Source organism: Nostoc sp., from assembly GCF_036917655.1.
In the GTDB taxonomy this organism is placed as follows: Bacteria; Cyanobacteriota; Cyanobacteriia; order Cyanobacteriales; family Nostocaceae; genus Nostoc.
On the sequence record NZ_JBALCY010000059.1, the window covers coordinates 127,664 to 145,324 of the forward strand.

Annotated in this window: 20 protein-coding genes; 17 read left to right on the plus strand and 3 right to left on the minus strand. The window is 40.9% G+C overall.

All coding sequences use genetic code 11. The features are described from left to right. Positions 1-39: 39 nt before the first annotated feature. From V7K30_RS20475 to V7K30_RS20530, 13 genes are all read left to right on the plus strand, one after another. On the plus strand, positions 40-1,323 hold the full coding sequence (locus tag V7K30_RS20475) for a DHH family phosphoesterase (protein ID WP_335002350.1): 1,284 nt from the start codon (positions 40-42) through the stop codon (positions 1,321-1,323). Between the two features lie 178 nt (positions 1,324-1,501). Continuing rightward, complete coding sequence (locus tag V7K30_RS20480) at positions 1,502-1,651, plus strand: hypothetical protein (RefSeq protein WP_335002352.1); 150 nt, start codon at positions 1,502-1,504, stop codon at positions 1,649-1,651. 167 nt (positions 1,652-1,818) lie between these two features. Continuing rightward, positions 1,819-2,829, plus strand: a complete 1,011-nt coding sequence (locus tag V7K30_RS20485) for a hypothetical protein (protein WP_335002354.1) — start codon at positions 1,819-1,821, stop codon at positions 2,827-2,829. Continuing rightward, a complete protein-coding gene (locus tag V7K30_RS34330) occupies positions 2,771-3,064 on the plus strand; it encodes an HNH endonuclease (protein WP_442941085.1) in 294 nt (97 codons plus the stop codon). The genes V7K30_RS20485 and V7K30_RS34330 overlap by 59 nt, the downstream gene beginning before the upstream one ends. A 79-nt stretch (positions 3,065-3,143) precedes the next feature. Continuing rightward, complete coding sequence (locus V7K30_RS20490) at positions 3,144-3,344, plus strand: hypothetical protein (protein WP_335002356.1); 201 nt, start codon at positions 3,144-3,146, stop codon at positions 3,342-3,344. Next, positions 3,341-3,601 (plus strand): ParE family toxin-like protein, encoded by a 261-nt coding sequence (locus V7K30_RS20495; protein WP_335002358.1) that lies wholly within the window; start codon positions 3,341-3,343, stop codon positions 3,599-3,601. The genes V7K30_RS20490 and V7K30_RS20495 overlap by 4 nt, the downstream gene beginning before the upstream one ends. A 55-nt stretch (positions 3,602-3,656) precedes the next feature. Next, positions 3,657-4,151, plus strand: a complete 495-nt coding sequence (gene sixA, locus V7K30_RS20500) for a phosphohistidine phosphatase SixA (RefSeq protein ID WP_335002360.1) — start codon at positions 3,657-3,659, stop codon at positions 4,149-4,151. A gap of 108 nt (positions 4,152-4,259) precedes the next feature. Beyond that, entirely contained in the window at positions 4,260-5,396 is a 1,137-nt protein-coding gene (locus V7K30_RS20505; protein ID WP_335002362.1) for a citrate synthase, read from the plus strand. A gap of 318 nt (positions 5,397-5,714) precedes the next feature. Then, positions 5,715-6,833, plus strand: coding sequence for an NADH-quinone oxidoreductase subunit NuoH (nuoH, locus tag V7K30_RS20510; RefSeq protein ID WP_335002364.1), 1,119 nt, complete (start codon positions 5,715-5,717; stop codon positions 6,831-6,833). 94 nt (positions 6,834-6,927) lie between these two features. Continuing rightward, a complete protein-coding gene (gene ndhI, locus V7K30_RS20515) occupies positions 6,928-7,512 on the plus strand; it encodes an NAD(P)H-quinone oxidoreductase subunit I (RefSeq protein ID WP_300416687.1) in 585 nt (194 codons plus the stop codon). Between the two features lie 133 nt (positions 7,513-7,645). Beyond that, positions 7,646-8,260 carry an NADH-quinone oxidoreductase subunit J gene (locus V7K30_RS20520; protein WP_335002366.1) on the plus strand — a complete coding sequence of 205 codons (615 nt, stop codon included), beginning with the start codon at positions 7,646-7,648 and terminating at the stop codon, positions 8,258-8,260. Between the two features lie 59 nt (positions 8,261-8,319). Then, complete coding sequence (gene nuoK, locus V7K30_RS20525; RefSeq protein ID WP_006199065.1) at positions 8,320-8,625, plus strand: NADH-quinone oxidoreductase subunit NuoK; 306 nt, start codon at positions 8,320-8,322, stop codon at positions 8,623-8,625. Positions 8,626-8,631: 6 nt separating this feature from the next. Further along, positions 8,632-9,552, plus strand: coding sequence for an NAD(+) kinase (locus V7K30_RS20530; protein WP_335002368.1), 921 nt, complete (start codon positions 8,632-8,634; stop codon positions 9,550-9,552). Between the two features lie 9 nt (positions 9,553-9,561). Here the strand turns inward: V7K30_RS20530 and V7K30_RS20535 are convergent, their stop codons facing one another. Beyond that, positions 9,562-9,735, minus strand: coding sequence for a hypothetical protein (locus V7K30_RS20535; RefSeq protein ID WP_335002370.1), 174 nt, complete (start codon positions 9,733-9,735; stop codon positions 9,562-9,564). A gap of 231 nt (positions 9,736-9,966) precedes the next feature. Between V7K30_RS20535 and V7K30_RS20540 the strand changes: the two genes are divergently transcribed. From V7K30_RS20540 to V7K30_RS20550, 3 genes are all read left to right on the plus strand, one after another. Beyond that, on the plus strand, positions 9,967-10,761 hold the full coding sequence (locus V7K30_RS20540) for a GNAT family N-acetyltransferase (RefSeq protein WP_335002372.1): 795 nt from the start codon (positions 9,967-9,969) through the stop codon (positions 10,759-10,761). A 363-nt stretch (positions 10,762-11,124) separates the two neighbouring features. After that, positions 11,125-12,759 carry a glycosyltransferase family 39 protein gene (locus V7K30_RS20545; protein WP_335002383.1) on the plus strand — a complete coding sequence of 545 codons (1,635 nt, stop codon included), beginning with the start codon at positions 11,125-11,127 and terminating at the stop codon, positions 12,757-12,759. 180 nt (positions 12,760-12,939) lie between these two features. Further along, positions 12,940-14,577 (plus strand): glycosyltransferase family 39 protein, encoded by a 1,638-nt coding sequence (locus tag V7K30_RS20550; RefSeq protein ID WP_335002374.1) that lies wholly within the window; start codon positions 12,940-12,942, stop codon positions 14,575-14,577. A 96-nt stretch (positions 14,578-14,673) separates the two neighbouring features. Here V7K30_RS20550 and V7K30_RS20555 read toward each other — a convergent pair whose 3' ends face one another. Beyond that, positions 14,674-14,823 (minus strand): hypothetical protein, encoded by a 150-nt coding sequence (locus tag V7K30_RS20555; RefSeq protein ID WP_335002376.1) that lies wholly within the window; start codon positions 14,821-14,823, stop codon positions 14,674-14,676. A 282-nt stretch (positions 14,824-15,105) separates the two neighbouring features. Between V7K30_RS20555 and V7K30_RS20560 the strand changes: the two genes are divergently transcribed. Beyond that, positions 15,106-15,825 (plus strand): DUF4079 domain-containing protein, encoded by a 720-nt coding sequence (locus V7K30_RS20560; RefSeq protein WP_335002378.1) that lies wholly within the window; start codon positions 15,106-15,108, stop codon positions 15,823-15,825. Positions 15,826-16,039: 214 nt separating this feature from the next. On the opposite strand, the gene V7K30_RS20565 is transcribed toward V7K30_RS20560, so the two are convergent. Next, the gene (locus V7K30_RS20565) at positions 16,040-17,215 is read right to left on the minus strand and encodes a MalY/PatB family protein (RefSeq protein ID WP_335002379.1); all 1,176 of its coding nucleotides are present in this window, start codon (positions 17,213-17,215) and stop codon (positions 16,040-16,042) included. Positions 17,216-17,661: the final 446 nt, after the last annotated feature.

Genomic DNA, 17,661 nt, shown 5'->3' on the forward strand with positions numbered 1-17,661 from the left:
TCTGAATTAAAGGAGCCTGACACTTTAAAAAAGTTCCCTATGTACTTGAATTCTCCCGTTACTCACTTTGAGAGTTTGTCATTGACCACAGAGCCAAACCCAGAGGAACCTGAAATCGAGAAAGCGCCAGTGGAAGTTGCATTTAAGAGTCCGTCATTACCGCCATCGGTAAGTGATGGAGCTATATATCTCAGTCATCGTGGTAATTCTCTGGCACAACAAAAGTCAGAAGAACTGCAAAAAACTCTTCTGGCACACCGACATGATCGCCAACTGGTAATTCTGCAAGATTTTCCTGACCCTGATGCCCTTTCCTGTGCCTGGGCTTACCAGTTAATTGCCCAGCAATATGATATCAAATGTGAAATCATTTATGCTGGCGCATTGAGCCATCAAGAAAATATTGCGTTGGTGAGGCTAACTAATTTACCTATCCAACGCTGGACAACGCAAACCTTGAAAACTAAAGATTTGTCATCTTATCAAGGTTTTGTATTAATTGATAACCAGGGAACCACTTCACAACTACTGTCAGGGGTGCAGCAGGCTGGAATTCCCCTAGTGGTACTGATCGACCATCACAGTATCCAAGGTGATCTCCACTCAGAGTTTGAGGATATCCGTCCTTATGTAAGAGCGACGGCAACAATTTTTACTCAATACCTCCAAACGGGATTATTGGCATTAGATAGCAGCATAAATCAACACGTCAAATGTGCTACTGCCTTGATGCACGGCTTGCGATCGGATACAAATCGGCTCATGCAAGCGCAAGAAGAAGATTTTATGGCAGCGGCGTATTTAAGCCGATTTTATGACGCTCAACTGCTGAATGCTATTTTACAGGCGAACCGTTCCAAGCGGGTAATGGATGTGATCGAGCGATCGCTGAAAAATCGCATCGTCCAAAATAACTTTTCTATTGCTGGTGTTGGTTACTTACGCTACGAAGACCGTGACGCCATCCCCCAAGCGGCTGATTTTCTAGTCACCGAAGAAAACGTCCACACCGCCGTAGTTTATGGCATTGTTCACGATGAAGACGAAGAACTAGAAATAGTCATCGGCTCTCTGAGAACCACCAAACTCACCCTTGACCCCGATGAATTCATCAAAGAAGCCTTTGGGCAAGATAGCGCCGGGCGGTTTTTCGGCGGTGGAAGGACAAGCGCAGGCGGCTTTGAAATCCCGATGGGCTTCTTATCTGGCAGTAACGAAAATTCCGCCTATGCGAAAATGAAATGGGAAGTATTCGATGCTCAAATTAAGCAAAAACTGCTGAGGTTGGTTAACCCTAGAGATCATCCGATTCAGTCAGAATAGAGGGAGATGAAGGAGATGGGGAGAACTCCTAACTTATGCAGCAGTCAAAGTGTTTGGTCAGATAGCATCCCTAAGTCATTCGTGATAAACATATTCCCGACTTTTCAAAAAAGTCGGGAATTTTGGTCTTTTCACAGAGGCTGATGGCATCAGCACCTTTAAACTCACGGAGGCTGAATTGATTGAGGATTTAGCTATTCAACAAAAAACCCTATTGTCTATTCCTTCTAGTCCAACCTTAGAACCTTTAACCGACCTTGACCCGTGGACTCAGAGTTTAATAGGTGTAATCGAGCTAGGAGAAGAAAATCCGACCCTTTTCTGTTGATGAGATTTTAGACTTAGACTTTTATCCTAATGCTGAGGAATAATCGTAAGATTATTTACGCTACGACAATCACGATGCCATACCTAAAAAAAGTAAATATACTGTTTATGTTTAGTATACTAAATGGCTAACATCATGATCGTCATGATTAGTCATTTTTATATTTGATGGAAACTATAATTTTTCTTTGCAACGGTGAAGCAGAATATGACCACCCTGAAAAAGGAGTCATTAAAAATATGGAACTTCCTGGTTTAATAAAGTCAGATATTTCGTCAGGAGAATACTATGAAACACCCTGGAGTTGTGGAAATTCCAAATTTATAAAAGTTGGGGATAGAGCCTATTTTAAGAGAAGTGGAAATATTGGCAATGAACCTATTGGCTTTATTGCTGCTGGTTATGTGATTGCAGCACCAAAGACTCAACAACTTAAGCATTCAGATAAAAAATATTCAGATTTAAGTGAAGCATATATATTTGATTATGCTGGATGTTTTTTCGTTTGCATTAAAATAGATTCAGTTGTTGACTTTGATTTCCCTCTGGAACAAAAGAATTTAAGAAAATTACCTCAATTTCAAGGTATCAATTTTAACTTTGGAGGCAGTGGCTGTAGATTTAATAGTAAAGCTGCTTCCTCTTTGGATTCAGAATGGAAGGAACATTCTCTCAAATACCAAAGGTTAGAAAAAGGGCGAAGACTTGTTGACGTATTTGTGGAGCAAGGGGATGATTGGAAGAAAAAAAAGGGCTATCCAGCTGCAATTGATGCTTATCAACGAGCTTTAGAAGTTGATCCAAAAGATGGCAAAGTAATTGAGAGAATAAAGAATTGTAAATCAATTTTGAATAGGGAGAGGGAGATATCTAAGCCTCCAAAACCACCGATAGAACCGCAGCCTGAAAAATCATCTCTGGAGACGAAGACATCGCCAGAGATGAAGGAACTATTACCTGCCAGAGAAGAACTTGATAAGGAAAATTTCTTCACTTTTAAAAGTGATACTGAGGCTCGTCTAAAAATTGCTGTATCAATAGTTAGAAGACAAGGACAGTCAAAGTTTCGTCAGTCTTTGCTAGAAGCCTATTCTTATAAGTGTGCTATTACAAATTTTGATGCTGAGGCTGCGCTTGAAGCTGCCCATATTATTCCTTATATTGAAATGGATAAATAATCATCCGTCAAATGGTTTGTTGTTACGTGCTGATTTGCATACCTTATTTGACTTAAACCTCATTGCCATCAATCCAATAACAATGAAGATACACATCTCACCTACTCTCGAAAAAACTGAATATAAAACAATCGATGGGAAAAATTTACGAGTTCCAGAAAATAAAACGTGCCATCCCAATCAGGAGTTTTTGAAACAGAGGTTTGAGCAGTGTAAATGGTGTCAAAATATTTAGCCTAAATAAATTCAGTTATTTTGTTCGGAAGTACTTGTATATTTAAGTTAGAGAATGACAAGCTTGATTTATCTAAATTATGAGTACCCTAAAGGAAGTAGAACTCGCTATTAGTCAACTTTCACCAGAGGATCTAGCTGCTTTTCGTGCCTGGTTTGCGGAATTCGATGCAGCAGTCTGGGATAAACAGATTGAAAAAGATGCGGCTACTGGTCGGTTAGATGTATTGGCAGAGAAAGCACTCAAACATCTCCGAGAAGGGCGTTGTACTGATTTGTGAAACATCGAGCAACCCCAGATTTTTGGTATTACTATCGCCAGTTACCAATTGATATCCAAGAGCTTGCTGATCGATGTTACGAGTTTCTTCGGGAAGATCCCAAATATCCATCATTGCATTTCAAAAGAGCCGGTCAGTTTTGGTCAGTGCGTATTGGTATACAATATCGGGCGCTTGCTGTAAAAGAAGATGATACTTTTGTATGGTTTTGGATTGGGTCACATCCAGAGTATGACAGATTGCTAAGTGGTGGATAGCGTTCTAACATTGCCTAAGAGTAGCCTAACTAATCACTCATAATACAAAGAAAATATGGAATTATATTTAATTCGTCATGGCATCGCCGAAGACAAGGGATTAGACATCAAGGATGAAGAACGCAGCTTAACCAAAGAAGGAAGGCAAAAAACTGAGAAAGTTGCCCAGAAACTTGTTAAATTGGGTTTAAGCTTTGATTTGATTCTCACCAGCCCCTTAGTGCGGGCCCGCCAAACGGCTGAAATCCTTATAGCAGAAAAACTAAGTTCCCAGTTAGAGGAATCTAGCCACCTCGCCCACGATGGTGAAATTTCTAGTTGGCTCAAAGACTGGTTAGAGCCAAGGAATTATTCCCAAAATACCCAACTGGCGCTGGTTGGACATGAACCTGGTTTGACCAATTGGGCAGAAATTCTCCTATGGGGGGAAGTCAAAGCAAGCTTAGTCTTGAAAAAAGCAGGTATGATTGGGATAAAACTACCAGAAACTGGTTCTCCTCTGGGTCGTAGTCAGATGTTTTGGTTGACACCACCCAAGTACCTGCTATAACAGTTTTTCAACATTTTCGATTGTTGTTAGAACGGCTACTGTTATGGCGACAATAAATTTCTGGTAAGTTAGCTTGATCAGATATTTCAAAAAGCGAATGGTGTTGCCATGATGGTGTGCGAATACAAGCCTGGTTTAGAAGGCATTCCCGCCGCCCAATCAAGTATCAGCTATGTTGATGGGCAAAAGGGAATACTAGAATATCGTGGCATCCGGATTGAAGAACTAGCAGAAAAAAGTACATTCCTAGAAACTGCTTATCTCTTAATCTGGGGCGAACTGCCAAGCAAGGAAGAACTGGAAACATTTGAGCATGAAGTTCGTTACCACAGGCGGATAAAATACCGCATTCGGGACATGATGAAATGCTTTCCAGAAAGTGGTCATCCAATGGATGCCTTGCAAGCCTCTGCTGCTGCTTTAGGTTTGTTTTATTCGCTCCGCGATTTACATAATCCTGTCTACATTCGAGATTCGGTGGTGCGCCTGATAGCAACCATTCCCACGATGGTGGCGGCGTTCCAACTGATGCGAAAAGGCAATGACCCGGTACGTCCCCGTGATGACTTAGACTATTCCGCCAACTTTCTATACATGCTCGATGAAAAAGAACCCGATCCTCTGATGGCGCGAGTTTTTGATATCTGCTTGATACTTCAGGTCGAGCATACAATGAATGCTTCCACTTTCAGTGCTAGGGTGACAGCTTCCACCTTGACTGATCCTTATGCTGTGGTTGCTAGTGCCGTGGGAACTTTGGGAGGTCCCCTGCATGGTGGAGCGAATGAAGAAGTAATTCAGATGTTGGAAAAAATTGGCTCTGTGGAAAATGTCCGTCCCTACATAGAGGATTGTCTGGAACGCAAATCTAAGATTATGGGCTTTGGACATCGTGTCTATAAAGTGAAAGACCCACGAGCCACAATTTTACAAGGTCTAGCAGAACAGCTGTTTGAAAAGTTTGGGCATGACAAGTTCTATGACATTGCTCAAGAGATGGAACGAGTAGTAGAGGAAAAACTCGGTAGCAAAGGGATTTATCCTAATATTGACTTTTACTCTGGTTTGGTGTATAGGAAGATGGGGATTCCCACAGACTTGTTTACACCAATATTTGCGATCGCCCGCGTTGCCGGTTGGCTAGCCCACTGGAAAGAACAATTAGCAGAAAACCGGATTTTCCGTCCTACCCAGGTTTACAACGGTCGACACGAAGTTACTTATACCCCCATTGAGCAACGGTAATTGGGCATGGGGCATGGGGCAATTCAATTTTGGATTTTGGATTTTAAATTTTGGATTAAATTTCAATCTAAAATCCAAAATCTAAAATCTAAAATTCTTGCTCCCCTCAATAGCCAATTTCAATGCCAACCATAAGTAGAAGTTCTCGTATCGCTTCAGAGGGCTAAAACCATCCAAGGATATACTAGGCATGGGAATTAGCAACAAATCTTCAATCAAGCGTCATCTGGGCAACAATTAAAAATGGGTGAATTTACAGGTATTAATTTAACTAATAGTTGTAATTCACTATGACTCGATGTCTTAAAGAGCGGAAACATGAACTCAGGAATTGACCTCCAAGGAACTTTTATTGAATCCCTCCGGGATTTAGGTATACCAGCAGGAACCGCCAAAGCAATTTGGATGCCACTGCCAATGATACTGATGCTGATTGGGGCGACAGTGGGGGTATTAGTTGCTACTTGGCTAGAACGAAAAATTTCCGCCGCGGCACAGCAGCGAATTGGCCCAGAATACCAGGGGCCTTTTGGGTTGCTGGTACCTGTAGCGGATGGTTTGAAGTTGGTATTTAAAGAAGATATAGTACCAGCCAAGTCTGACCCCTGGCTGTTTACCCTCGGCCCAATTATTGTTGTAATTCCGGTGTTTTTGTCGTTCCTGATCGTCCCCTTTGGGCAGAACATCGTAATTAGCAATGTCGGCATGGGCGTATTCTTGTGGATTGCCTTGTCAAGCATTCAACCCATTGGCTTACTGATGGCTGGCTACGCATCTAATAACAAATACTCCCTCTTAGGGGGGTTGCGGGCAGCAGCGCAATCTATTAGTTATGAAATTCCTTTGGCGCTGGCGGTGTTAGCGATCGCTATGATGTCTAACAGCCTCAGCACGGTTGATATTGTCAATCAACAGTCTGGCTACGGCATCCTGGGCTGGAACATTTGGCGACAACCAATCGGTTTCCTAATCTTTTGGATAGCCGCCCTAGCTGAATGCGAACGATTACCCTTTGACTTACCCGAAGCGGAAGAAGAAATCGTAGCAGGCTATCAAACTGAATACTCAGGCATGAAATTCGGTCTGTTCTACCTGGGTTCCTACGTTAACTTGATCCTTTCTTCCCTACTAGTAGCAATTCTCTACCTGGGCGGTTGGGACTTTCCCGTTCCCCTCAACCTCATCGCTGGTTGGCTGGGAGTCAGTGAAGCAAATCCCGTGTTCCAGATAGTAACTGCGGCTTTGGGGATCACAATGACCGTCTTCAAAGCCTATTTACTAGTGTTTGTCGCCATCCTGTTGCGCTGGACAGTGCCACGGGTAAGGATTGACCAACTGTTAGATTTAGGATGGAAGTTTTTGTTGCCAGTTGGCTTGGTTAATCTGCTATTAACCGCCGCGCTGAAACTAGCCTTTCCCTTCGCCTTTGGCGGGTAAAGCAATTTTAGATTTTAGATTTTAGATTTTGGATTAAGTCTGAAATCTAAAATCCAAAATTTAAAATTGAAAATTGAAAAGAGAGAGACACAAAATGCTAAAGTTCCTGAAACAAGTTGGTGATTACGCCAAAGAAACGGTACAAGCTGCGCGATACATTGGTCAGGGGCTTTCTGTCACCTTCGATCATATGCGGCGGCGTCCGATTACCGTACAGTACCCTTACGAGAAACTGATTCTTGGCGAACGGTTTCGCGGTAGAATTCACTTTGAATTTGATAAGTGTATCGCCTGCGAAGTTTGTGTTCGCGTTTGTCCGATTAACCTGCCTGTAGTAGATTGGGAATTCGACAAAGCCAGCAAAAAGAAAAAACTCAACCACTACAGCATTGACTTTGGAGTTTGCATCTTTTGCGGTAACTGTGTGGAATTTTGCCCTACTAACTGTCTATCCATGACAGAAGAATATGAGCTTGCCACTTACGATCGCCATGAGTTGAACTATGACAGTGTAGCCCTCGGTCGCCTGCCCTATAAGGTAACAGATGACCCAATGGTTACACCACTACGCGAACTAGTTTACCTACCCAAAGGCGTCCTTGAACCCCACGGACTGCCCGCAGATGCCCCGCGTCCAGGTGCGCGTCCAGAAGACCTGGTGGAACAAACAGAAAAATAAATGTCATTTGTCCTTTTCCTAGCGACCAATGACCAACGACCATGCAAATTTGTGATTTGTGATTTTGGATTAAAACAAAAATCTAAAATCTAAAATCTAAAATCCAAAATTGATTGACTAAGGACAAAAAACAGTGAATCTAGCGGAAGGAGTACAGTTAGTATCACTTGGCATACTGGGCGTGATGATGATTGGGGCAGCCATTGGTGTAGTGCTGTTCTCTAGCATCGTCTATTCTGCCTTTATGCTGGGGGGCGTGTTCATCAGCATAGCGGGAATCTACCTGTTGCTAAATGCTGATTTTGTTGCCGCCGCACAAATACTAATTTACGTTGGGGCGGTTAACGTGCTGATTTTGTTTGCCATTATGTTGGTGAATAAGCGGCAGGATTTTGTACCATTTCCCAATTCTTGGGTACGAAAAGTACTTACGGGTATAGTCAGTGTAGGATTGTTTGGTCTTTTAAGTACGATGGTGCTGGCAACCCCTTGGGCCTACTCAACTACTGCTGTGGTGAGTGGTGAAAGTTCTATAGTTTTGATTGGAGAACATTTCTTCACAGACTTTTTATTGCCTTTTGAACTGGCTTCCATTTTGCTGCTGATAGCGATGGTAGGAGCAATTATTTTGGCACGTCGCGAGTATTTGCCAGACCAGCTGACGCCATCCGATCTACGGCAAACTGTTTTGACTTTGCAAGAACGCCCCAGAGAACTAGTATCAACAACTAGCGAAACAAAAGAGTAAGATTTGCGACTTCATTCGCAGAGAAACAGCCATATTTTTGAGGAGGAATACCCAGATTCATGCAACTCCAATACTTTTTATTACTAGCGGCAGCTTTATTCTGCATTGGCATCTATGGCTTAATTACCAGCCGCAACGCTGTGCGGGTGCTGATGTCAATTGAGTTACTGCTCAATGCTGTTAATCTGAATTTAATGGCATTTTCCAACTTCCTCGACTCAACATTAATTAAGGGTCAGGTTTTCACAGTATTTGTGATCACCGTGGCGGCGGCCGAGGCGGCGGTGGGTTTAGCGATCGTGCTTGCCATTTATCGCAACCGCGATACCGTCGATATGGAGCAGTTTAATCTCCTGAAGTGGTAATTGTGCGTGCAACTCAAGCAGGTAATCATTGCTTATAAAGCACGGGATGCCCAGAGTAAACAATGGGCAGAAATCTGTGCTAAACAACTGGAAAGTCGCGAGTGCCAGGTGTTGATGGGGCCTAGCGGGCCGAAAGACAACCCTTATCCAGTCTTTTTGGCTTCGGCGGCTCAACCAATCGATCTCGCTTTGGTACTCGGTGGTGATGGTACTGTTTTAACCAGTGCCAGACATTTAGCCCCAGCTGGCATCCCAATTCTGGGAGTGAATGTGGGAGGTCATCTGGGGTTTTTAACTGAGTCAGTGGAAGAGTTTCAGGATACGGAGAAAGTTTGGGATCGCCTGTTTGAGGATCGCTATGCTATCCAACGGCGGATGATGTTACAAGCTGCGGTGTATGAGGGTCATGGGTCTAATTTGGAACCAGTGAGTGAGCATTACCTGGCTTTGAATGAATTTTGTGTCAAACCCGCCTCGGCTGACCGAATGATTACCTCAATTCTGGAAATGGAAATCGACGGTGAGGTAGTCGATCAATACGTCGGGGATGGGTTAATCATTGCTACTCCCACAGGTTCTACTGGTTACACCGTTTCTGCCAATGGGCCAATTATGCATGATGGTATGGAGGCGATTACCATCACTCCTATTTGTGCAATGAGCCTTTCGAGTCGCCCCCTCGTTTTACCCCCTGGTTCTGTGGTGAGTATTTGGCCTTTGGGGGATTACGATTTGAGTACCAAGCTTTGGACAGATGGGGTTTTGGGAACTTCAATTTGGCCGGGACACCGCGTTGATGTGCGGATGGCAGATTGTCGGGCTAAATTTATTATTTTGCGCGAGAACAATTCCTACTATCAGACGCTGCGGGAGAAGTTACTTTGGGCAGGTACAAGGGTTCACTACAACAATAATCACCGTAATTAATTCAGTATTTTAGAGTGCATTTACCGCAGATTGCGATCGCGTACCTCCGCAGGCGATGTCTACGATGGGCTGTTCGGCGTCGCAACGAGAATACCGCAGGCGATCGCAACCAAAATTATTCAAGCCCCTGGATTCATCCGGGGGCTTTTTGCCCTGATTTTGACTTTTTTTGCTGACTTGCATTTATAGCGGATATCAAAGGAAAATTTTGTATCTTATTGCCAGATTTTTTGGGAATTAATGTCCATAATAAAAGCACTCTACCTCTAATCCAAGAGAGTAAAAAAGCTCTCTAGAGGTCTTTTACCGAAAACCGTCTCAATCACGCTTCGACACATTAATGCATAATGTGAGCTATTTGTATAGTACCTAAATCCTAGTAGGATATTTTCGCAAATCTAAGTAGGAAGATAGATGGAAGTTTCTGGACGCAACATCAATTACCCACTGAATCCTTCTCCCCCTCTTGAAGATTTTCCCGTCCTTCAAACTGAAAAATATATCCTACGGCTGGCATCAACTGAAGAAGAATTAGAATCAATTTTTCGGTTACGCTTTGAAGTTTTTAATCTTGAACTAGGCTTGGGATTTTCAGCTTCTAACTTTACCCAGATGGATATAGATAAGTTTGATGCGGTTTGCCATCATTTAATCATGATTTCCAAACAAACGGGTAAAACCATTGGAACTTATCGGATGCAAACCTATATAATGGCTTCTCAAAGATTAGGCTTTGATGCTGCCGATATATTTAATCTTAATGCGATTCCCAATTCTGTGCTTCAGGCATCAGTTGAAGTTGGGCGTGGATGTATAGCTAAAGAATACCGCACTAGTCAGGCACTTTTACTACTATGGAAAGGGCTAGCAAATTATCTCATCTGGAGTAGAAACCAATATTTCTTTGGCTGTGCATCATTACTAACACAATGTCCTTGGCAAGCTACTTGCGCTTATGATTATTTCCAGCAGAATGGATTGATGCATCCAAGTATTTTGGTTTATCCAAATTCACAATCTTGTCTAGAAATGCCTCAAAATTACCCAGATTCATATAATGTTGAAATTCCTAAAATTTTGCAGGCATACTTGAATATTGGAGCTAAAATATGCAGTGCTCCAGCTATTGACCGACACTTTAAGACGATTGATTTTTTAACTATATCTAATAGCAAAGACTTTGCTAGATGGCGTTACCAAATTTTATAAAACTTCTCTTTTGCACTAACGATTGGAAGTCGCGCCTACAAAAACTGAGTCTGCCTACGCGGACTGGAAAATAGGAATATTTATGAGATTTTATTCCACATCTGTATCAAATACCGCAAAATAGACTTGCTTTTGCTGTATTTGATACAACCTTTAGCAATTGTTTTCAGAGTTAATAGAAGAGAGATATTTATTGTCAATATTTCAAATCAAATGACTCCCACTCAAAGGACGTTGGCGATGTCTGATGAACATGTTCAGATATAATTACTAGCGATGTCTACGACGGGCGTAGCTGCGGCACTTCATCCAGTGCGCCTGCCTGACTGGATTATTTTAGACAACTTCTTGGGAAAACTACTTATGCGCCATCTCAAATTTGCTCCGAGTTGGTTGCGATTTTTAATTATGTTCTTATTGACGATGGGTATATTGTTTCGCTTTTTTAACCTTGATGGCAAAGTTTACTGGCATGATGAAACTTATACCTCATTACGGATTTCTGGTTACACAATTAATGAAGCAAAACAGCAACTTTTTAATAATCGTGTCATTGGCAAAGAAAGTTTTGCCCAGTTTCAAGGTGCAAATCCAGAAAAAAGCTTAAATGACACAATTATGTCTTTGGCAAAACAAGATTCTCAACATCCACCGTTGTATTACGTAATAGCCAGATTGTGGATGGAAATCTTTGGTAATTCGGTGACGGCGATAAGAAGTTTATCTGCCTTCATCAGTTTGCTGGTTTTCCCTTGTGTTTATTGGCTATGCCGAGAATTATTTAATGTGCCATTATCGGTTCCTGGTGTAGCGATCGCACTCATGGCAATTTCTCCAATTCACCTAGTATACGCCCAAGAAGCACAAGAATATATTCTCTGGTTAGTCACCATATTGCTATCCAGTGCATCTCTGCTGCGAGCAATGCGCCTGGAATCACAAGATAAAGATGAGCCAGTAAAAGAACGACAACGACCAGATTTATTCGCTATCTGGAGCATTTATGCAGTAACTTTAGCCATCAGTTTTTATACATTTCTTTGGAGTGGATTTGTAGCAGTTGCTCACGGAATTTATGTGATGAGCACCGCTAAATTTCAGTTGACGGGAACTGTCAGAACTTATCTGCTAGCATCACTGGTAGGTTTTTTAGCCTTCATGCCTTGGATAACAATTGTAATGGGTGACTTTTTTCAATTTTTGATTTCAGCAGATAAGACAACAACGCAATCATCTTTGATACCTATATTTCCATTTTTACTGATGCAGTTAAGCCGGATTTTTTTTGATATAGACCTTAGTTTAGATAATTCTCTGGGCTATTTCATTACACTAATCTTTTTAACTTTGGTAGGGTATGCAATTTATTTTATTTGTCAAACAACTAATTATAAAGTCTGGTTTTTTATCATCACATTGATTGTAGTGCCAGCACTCCCCCTAATACTGCCAAGTCTAATGGCTGGGGGCATACAATCATCTACCGAACCATATTTAATACCATCTTATTTGGGAATCCAAGTGACTGTTGCTTACCTCCTAGCTACGCAACTATATAATGGGAGCGTGTCACGCCGGAGCATTTGGCAGATAATCATGGCATTAGTGATTATTTGTGGTCTAATTTCTTCTAAGGTGAGTTCCCAGGCAGAAACTTGGTGGAATAAAGGTATGAGCTATGACAATCCACAAGTTGCCCAAATCATTAATCAAACGACTCGCCCACTTTTGATTAGTGATGCTTTAGGCAATAATTATGGGAATGTGTTTTCTCTCAGCTATCTTTTGGAACCAAAAGTGCGATTTCTGTTGGTGAAAAACCAAAAAATTCCCAAAATTCCTGATGGATTTGCTGATGTGTTTTTATTCAATCCTTCAGATACTTGGCGCGAAACAATCGAAAAAAAGTATAAATTAAAAACAGATATTGTTTACAGTGATACCTATTATTCAGTCTGGAAATTGGCTAAACCTCGCAAGTTGCGCCAACCGACGTAATATCTCACTTAATAATAAGTTATCTACCAGTTTATAGTGTGGTAGGCTACACATGAGATGCTTCACGCAGATGGGCAGAAAAAGAGGATGAAATTATAACTTTTGGTGACAGTGGCTAAACCTCATGCAGTTGTTTCGTTATAGTCCATAATTGTGTACAAGTTATAGTGAAATTTAGCTATGCGGCATCTCAAACTTGCTCAAAATAGGTTACGGTTTTTCATTGTCCTTCTATTAATGGTGGGTATATTTTTTCGCTTTTTTAACCTTGACGGCAAAGTTTACTGGCACGATGAGACTTTCACTTCATTACGGATTTCTGGTTATACTGCAAATGAAGTAAGGCAGCAAATATTTAATGGTCGCATAATTACTAAAGAAAGTTTTGCCAAATTCCAAAGTCCCAATATGGAGAAAGGCTTAATTGACACAGTTAACTCTTTGGAAACAGAAGATCCACAGCATCCACCACTGTATTATGTAATTGCTCGGTTTTGGGTGAAAATCTTTGGCAATTCGGTGACGACAATCAGAAGTTTATCTGCTTTTATCAGCTTGTTAATTTTTCCCAGTATTTATTGGCTATGTCGAGAATTATTTAAAGCATCGGTATGGGTATCGGAGGTTGCGATCGCACTCATGGCAATCTCTCCTATTCACCTAGTATACGCCCAAGAAGCACGAGAATATATTCTCTGGATAGTGATTATATTACTATCCAGCGCCTCATTGCTACGAGCATTACGGCTGGAATCAAAAGATAAAGCACCACGCATATTAACTTGGGGAATCTACACCGTAACTTTGACACTCAGTCTTTATACATTTTTGTTGAGTGGATTTGTAGCAGTTGCTCATGGGATTTATGTAATTGCCACTGCAAGATTTAGATTAACTAGGACGGTGAAAGCTTATCTATTAGCATCCCTAGCAGGGTTTTTAGCTTTCACACATTGGATGCTGGTTCTCATAGATAACTCTTTGCAATTTGACACTTCAACAGCCTGGACAAAGATGCAGTTTCCCCTAGAGATTTTACTTAAATCTTGGCTTTTACAGTTGAGCAGGATTTTTTTTGATTTAAACTTTGGCTTTGAAAATCCTTTTAGCTATGTAATTACGCCAATTTTTTTAACTCTTATTGGATATTCTATTTATTTTATTTGTCGAACAACTAACTACAAAATCTGGTTGTTTATTGTGGTACTGATTGTGATTCCTGCATTACCTTTAGTGCTACCAGATTTAATTGTTGGGGGTATCCGCTCACTTTCCGAACGCTATCTATTGCCTTCTTATTTGGGCATTCAGTTAGCTGTTACTTACCTACTGGCTACGCAGCTACATAATGAGAGTCTTATCCGCCGCAGAATCTGGCAAACAATCATGGGACTAATCATTATTGGTGGGCTAGTTTCTTATGGAGTGAATTCTCAGGCGGAAACTTGGTGGAGTAAGGTTATTAGCTATGGTAATCCACAAGTTGCGAAAATTATCAATCAGGCTGCTCATCCACTTTTGATTAGTGATGATTCTGGTATTAATTATGGGAATGTCTTTTCTCTCAGCTATCTTTTACAACCAAAAGTGAAGTTTCAATTAATAAAAGACCAAACTATTCCCAATATTCCTGATGAGTTTACTGATATATTTTTACTAAATCCTCCAGATCCTTGGCGCAAGCAAATAGAAACGAATTATAAGTATAAAACATTTGTTGTATATGGTGACAAGAATTACTTGCTCTGGAAAGTCGAAAATCCTCACTCATTGCACCAGGATGATATACCGCTAAAAGAGAAATTATCCAGAATCTAAGATAAGTTACGCTCAGGCTAACGCACCCTAAAATTAAAATTTATTAACATAGTTGTAAGGATTTGCACTTACCTACTTACAGTCCATGAAAAAATTTTAGATTTGGGAGACTGTCATCGCACTTACATCTACTTTTCTATCAAATAAAATTCGTGGTTTCAGCAAAATTTTAAATAGCAATAACAATGAATGTAATTCTCCTGGTGCATTCTGCTGCTTCCACTGTCCCGGATGACAAAATAGCATTTCACCTGATTGGCGTGACGAATTTTTTAAAAAATGTAACGAAATATTTCCAATAATACTTTATATTAAAAAATGTTGCTATGTGTTTTGTTAATGCATAAGCTGAAAGTGGCTAGAGTTCTAATATTTTATAAGATATTTAAATATCTGCTTTATTAAAATTAGCTAAAAATAACAAAAATAAATATTAAACAGATTCTCATCTGAAATTAATTTAAGTGATGGTACGATGCTTTAAATTGTCCTTTGAGATGAATTAAATGATTCATTAAAAGGTGTTTTATGCAAATAACAGATTTTCTTAGTCTTTTACATCCAGCGATCGCAATTATATTCGTGTTTCCACTCATCGGTACAGTGGTTAATTTTGCTTGGCAAACACGCCAACGCAGATTGCAAATTTTAGCTGGGAGTAAGAGCAAAATTCCCCCAGTGGTGGGTGGAGAACATAAGCAGTTAGGTGAAACACTAACAAGTGCAGTTGTCGGATTAACTTTAATCGGATTAAGCTACCCGATTGGCAAAAATATTATCAACAATCAATTGTGGAATAAAACCCCTTTTCAAGTTGTTTTTATCGTGTTAATATTTGCTGCTACAATTGCTTCTTTAGTATTTCTTTATCGGGCAAAACAGCGATTGTGGCGGGCTGTTTTTGCAACTTTAACTGGTGCAGGTTTAGTAATACTAGGCTGTCAGGATGGAGTATATCGCAGCACCAATGAGTGGTATTGGTCACATTATTATATTGGTATTACCGCAGCCCTGCTAATGATTTTTTCATTAGCAATTGTTCAAGATATTTATCAAGATAAGTCCAATCGCTGGCGTACCGTCCATACGATTTTAAACTGCATTGCTTTGTTGCTATTTATTGGACAAGGCATGACAGGAACGCGAGACTTATTAGAAATTCCCCTGAGTTGGCAAGAACCCTATATTTATCAGTGTGATTTTGCTAAGAAAACTTGTCCAACCCCAAATTCCCAATCACCAAAGTGAACTTTCGTTAATTAAGCCATCTTGCATATCTTCTGAGTCCAAAATACTTGCTTGTCCTAAAACAGCACTGGCAACTAGTCTAAACTCCAGTGATCAAGCAGTTCCCACATAACCACAACCAATAATTGCTATTTTCTCCAAATCACTGTAATCCTGCTGTGAAGTGACTGGATCAGAAGCCTTTGTATAAATTGAATTTTAAACTTTATTTTGATCAGTTATCGGCAAAGGCTTTTGCGATTTGTTTTAACCCACGTTCTAAGACCTCCCGTGGAGTTGCAATATTGATCCGCTGAAATCCTTCGCCGCCTTTACCAAAGGTTGAACCATCGCTTAACCATACTTTTGCTTGATTAAGTAAGGTCTCGTTGATCTCATTGTCGCTGCGTCCCATACCCCTGAAATCCAACCAGACCAGATAAGTCCCCTCTAAAGGGATAGCTTTTACCTGGGGGAGATGTTCACGAACAAAGGACGCTAAAAATTTAAAATTCTGATGAAGGTAGGAGTTCAACGCTTCGAGCCAGGGTTCACCATACCGATAAGCCGCAATGGTAGCTTCAATGCCGAAGATATTTGTCATCATTAATCCTGCTTTGGACAGCTCAGTATTAAACCTGTTACGCAGCGATGCATTAGAGATTATTATGTTGGCAAGTCCCAGTCCAGCGAGATTAAATGTTTTATTTGGGGCTGTGCAGGTAACAACGCGGCTGGCAATTTCATCGGAAAGCGTCTCAAGCACGGTGTGTTTATACCCCGGCATGATCAGGTCTGCGTGTATCTCATCAGAAACAACCACAAGGTCATGTTTCACACAAATTTTTGCAAAACGATTCAGTTCTTCGAGACGCCAGACTCTCCCCACTGGATTGTGAGGACTGCAAAAGATGATCAATCGCGTCTGGTCGTCGATAGAACGTTCCAAATCATCGAAATCGATGGCATATGTGCCGTTTTCGTGTTGAATCAATTGGTTGGTTACTAGTCGCCGACCGTTGTTGATCACCGCATTCATAAAGGGGTAATACACTGGGGGTTGAATAATCACCTTATCCCCAGGATGTGTGAAAGCCTTGATTGCGAAGTTTAATGCTGGAACAACCCCAGGAGTGAAGGTAATCCAACTCTGTTTAACCTCCCAAGCAAACCGCCGCCGCATCCAGTTGATCACAGCATCGTAGTAATCGTCAGTTCTGACGCTGTAGCCAAAAATTCCATATTCTGCGCGTTTTCGGATGGCTTCGAGAACCTCAGGGGGAGCCTCAAAATCCATGTCCGCAACCCACATGGGTATAGTATCCTTAGGCTTAACGTATCGTTCCCGCATATCATATTTGAGAGAACGAGTGTTGGAACGTAAAATAATTTTGTCGAAATTATAGTTCATTTGAACAGAATACCCCAAAACGGGAAATGGGAGGCTGAAACTATTAATCTCTTGTGGTTTTTAGCAGCTTCACGAGCTTCATAAATACTTGACTACTTGCGTCTAAATATTGGTGATAAAGATAAGTCTGCTAAGGAATAAACTGTTAAAACAATGGAAATCAAACAAATTTGTGTGATTGGGGCTGGAATCAGCGGTTTGGTAACAACTAAAACTTTTGTCGAGGAAGGTGGTTTATAAAAGCAAGTGCAGATTCAAAAGCTTCTGCACAAAACTTCTAGCCAGACTAAAATTTTTGGCTAGTTGCTAATATGACCCTTCTTTATTGTTATTAGCATCAATGATTTAATCAGGTTCTTCAGTACTTGCTATGCCAAATTATTAGCTATGCCCGTAAAATAAGATTAAAAATTGTATTAAAAACTTACTAAAAGCATCGCAGCTAT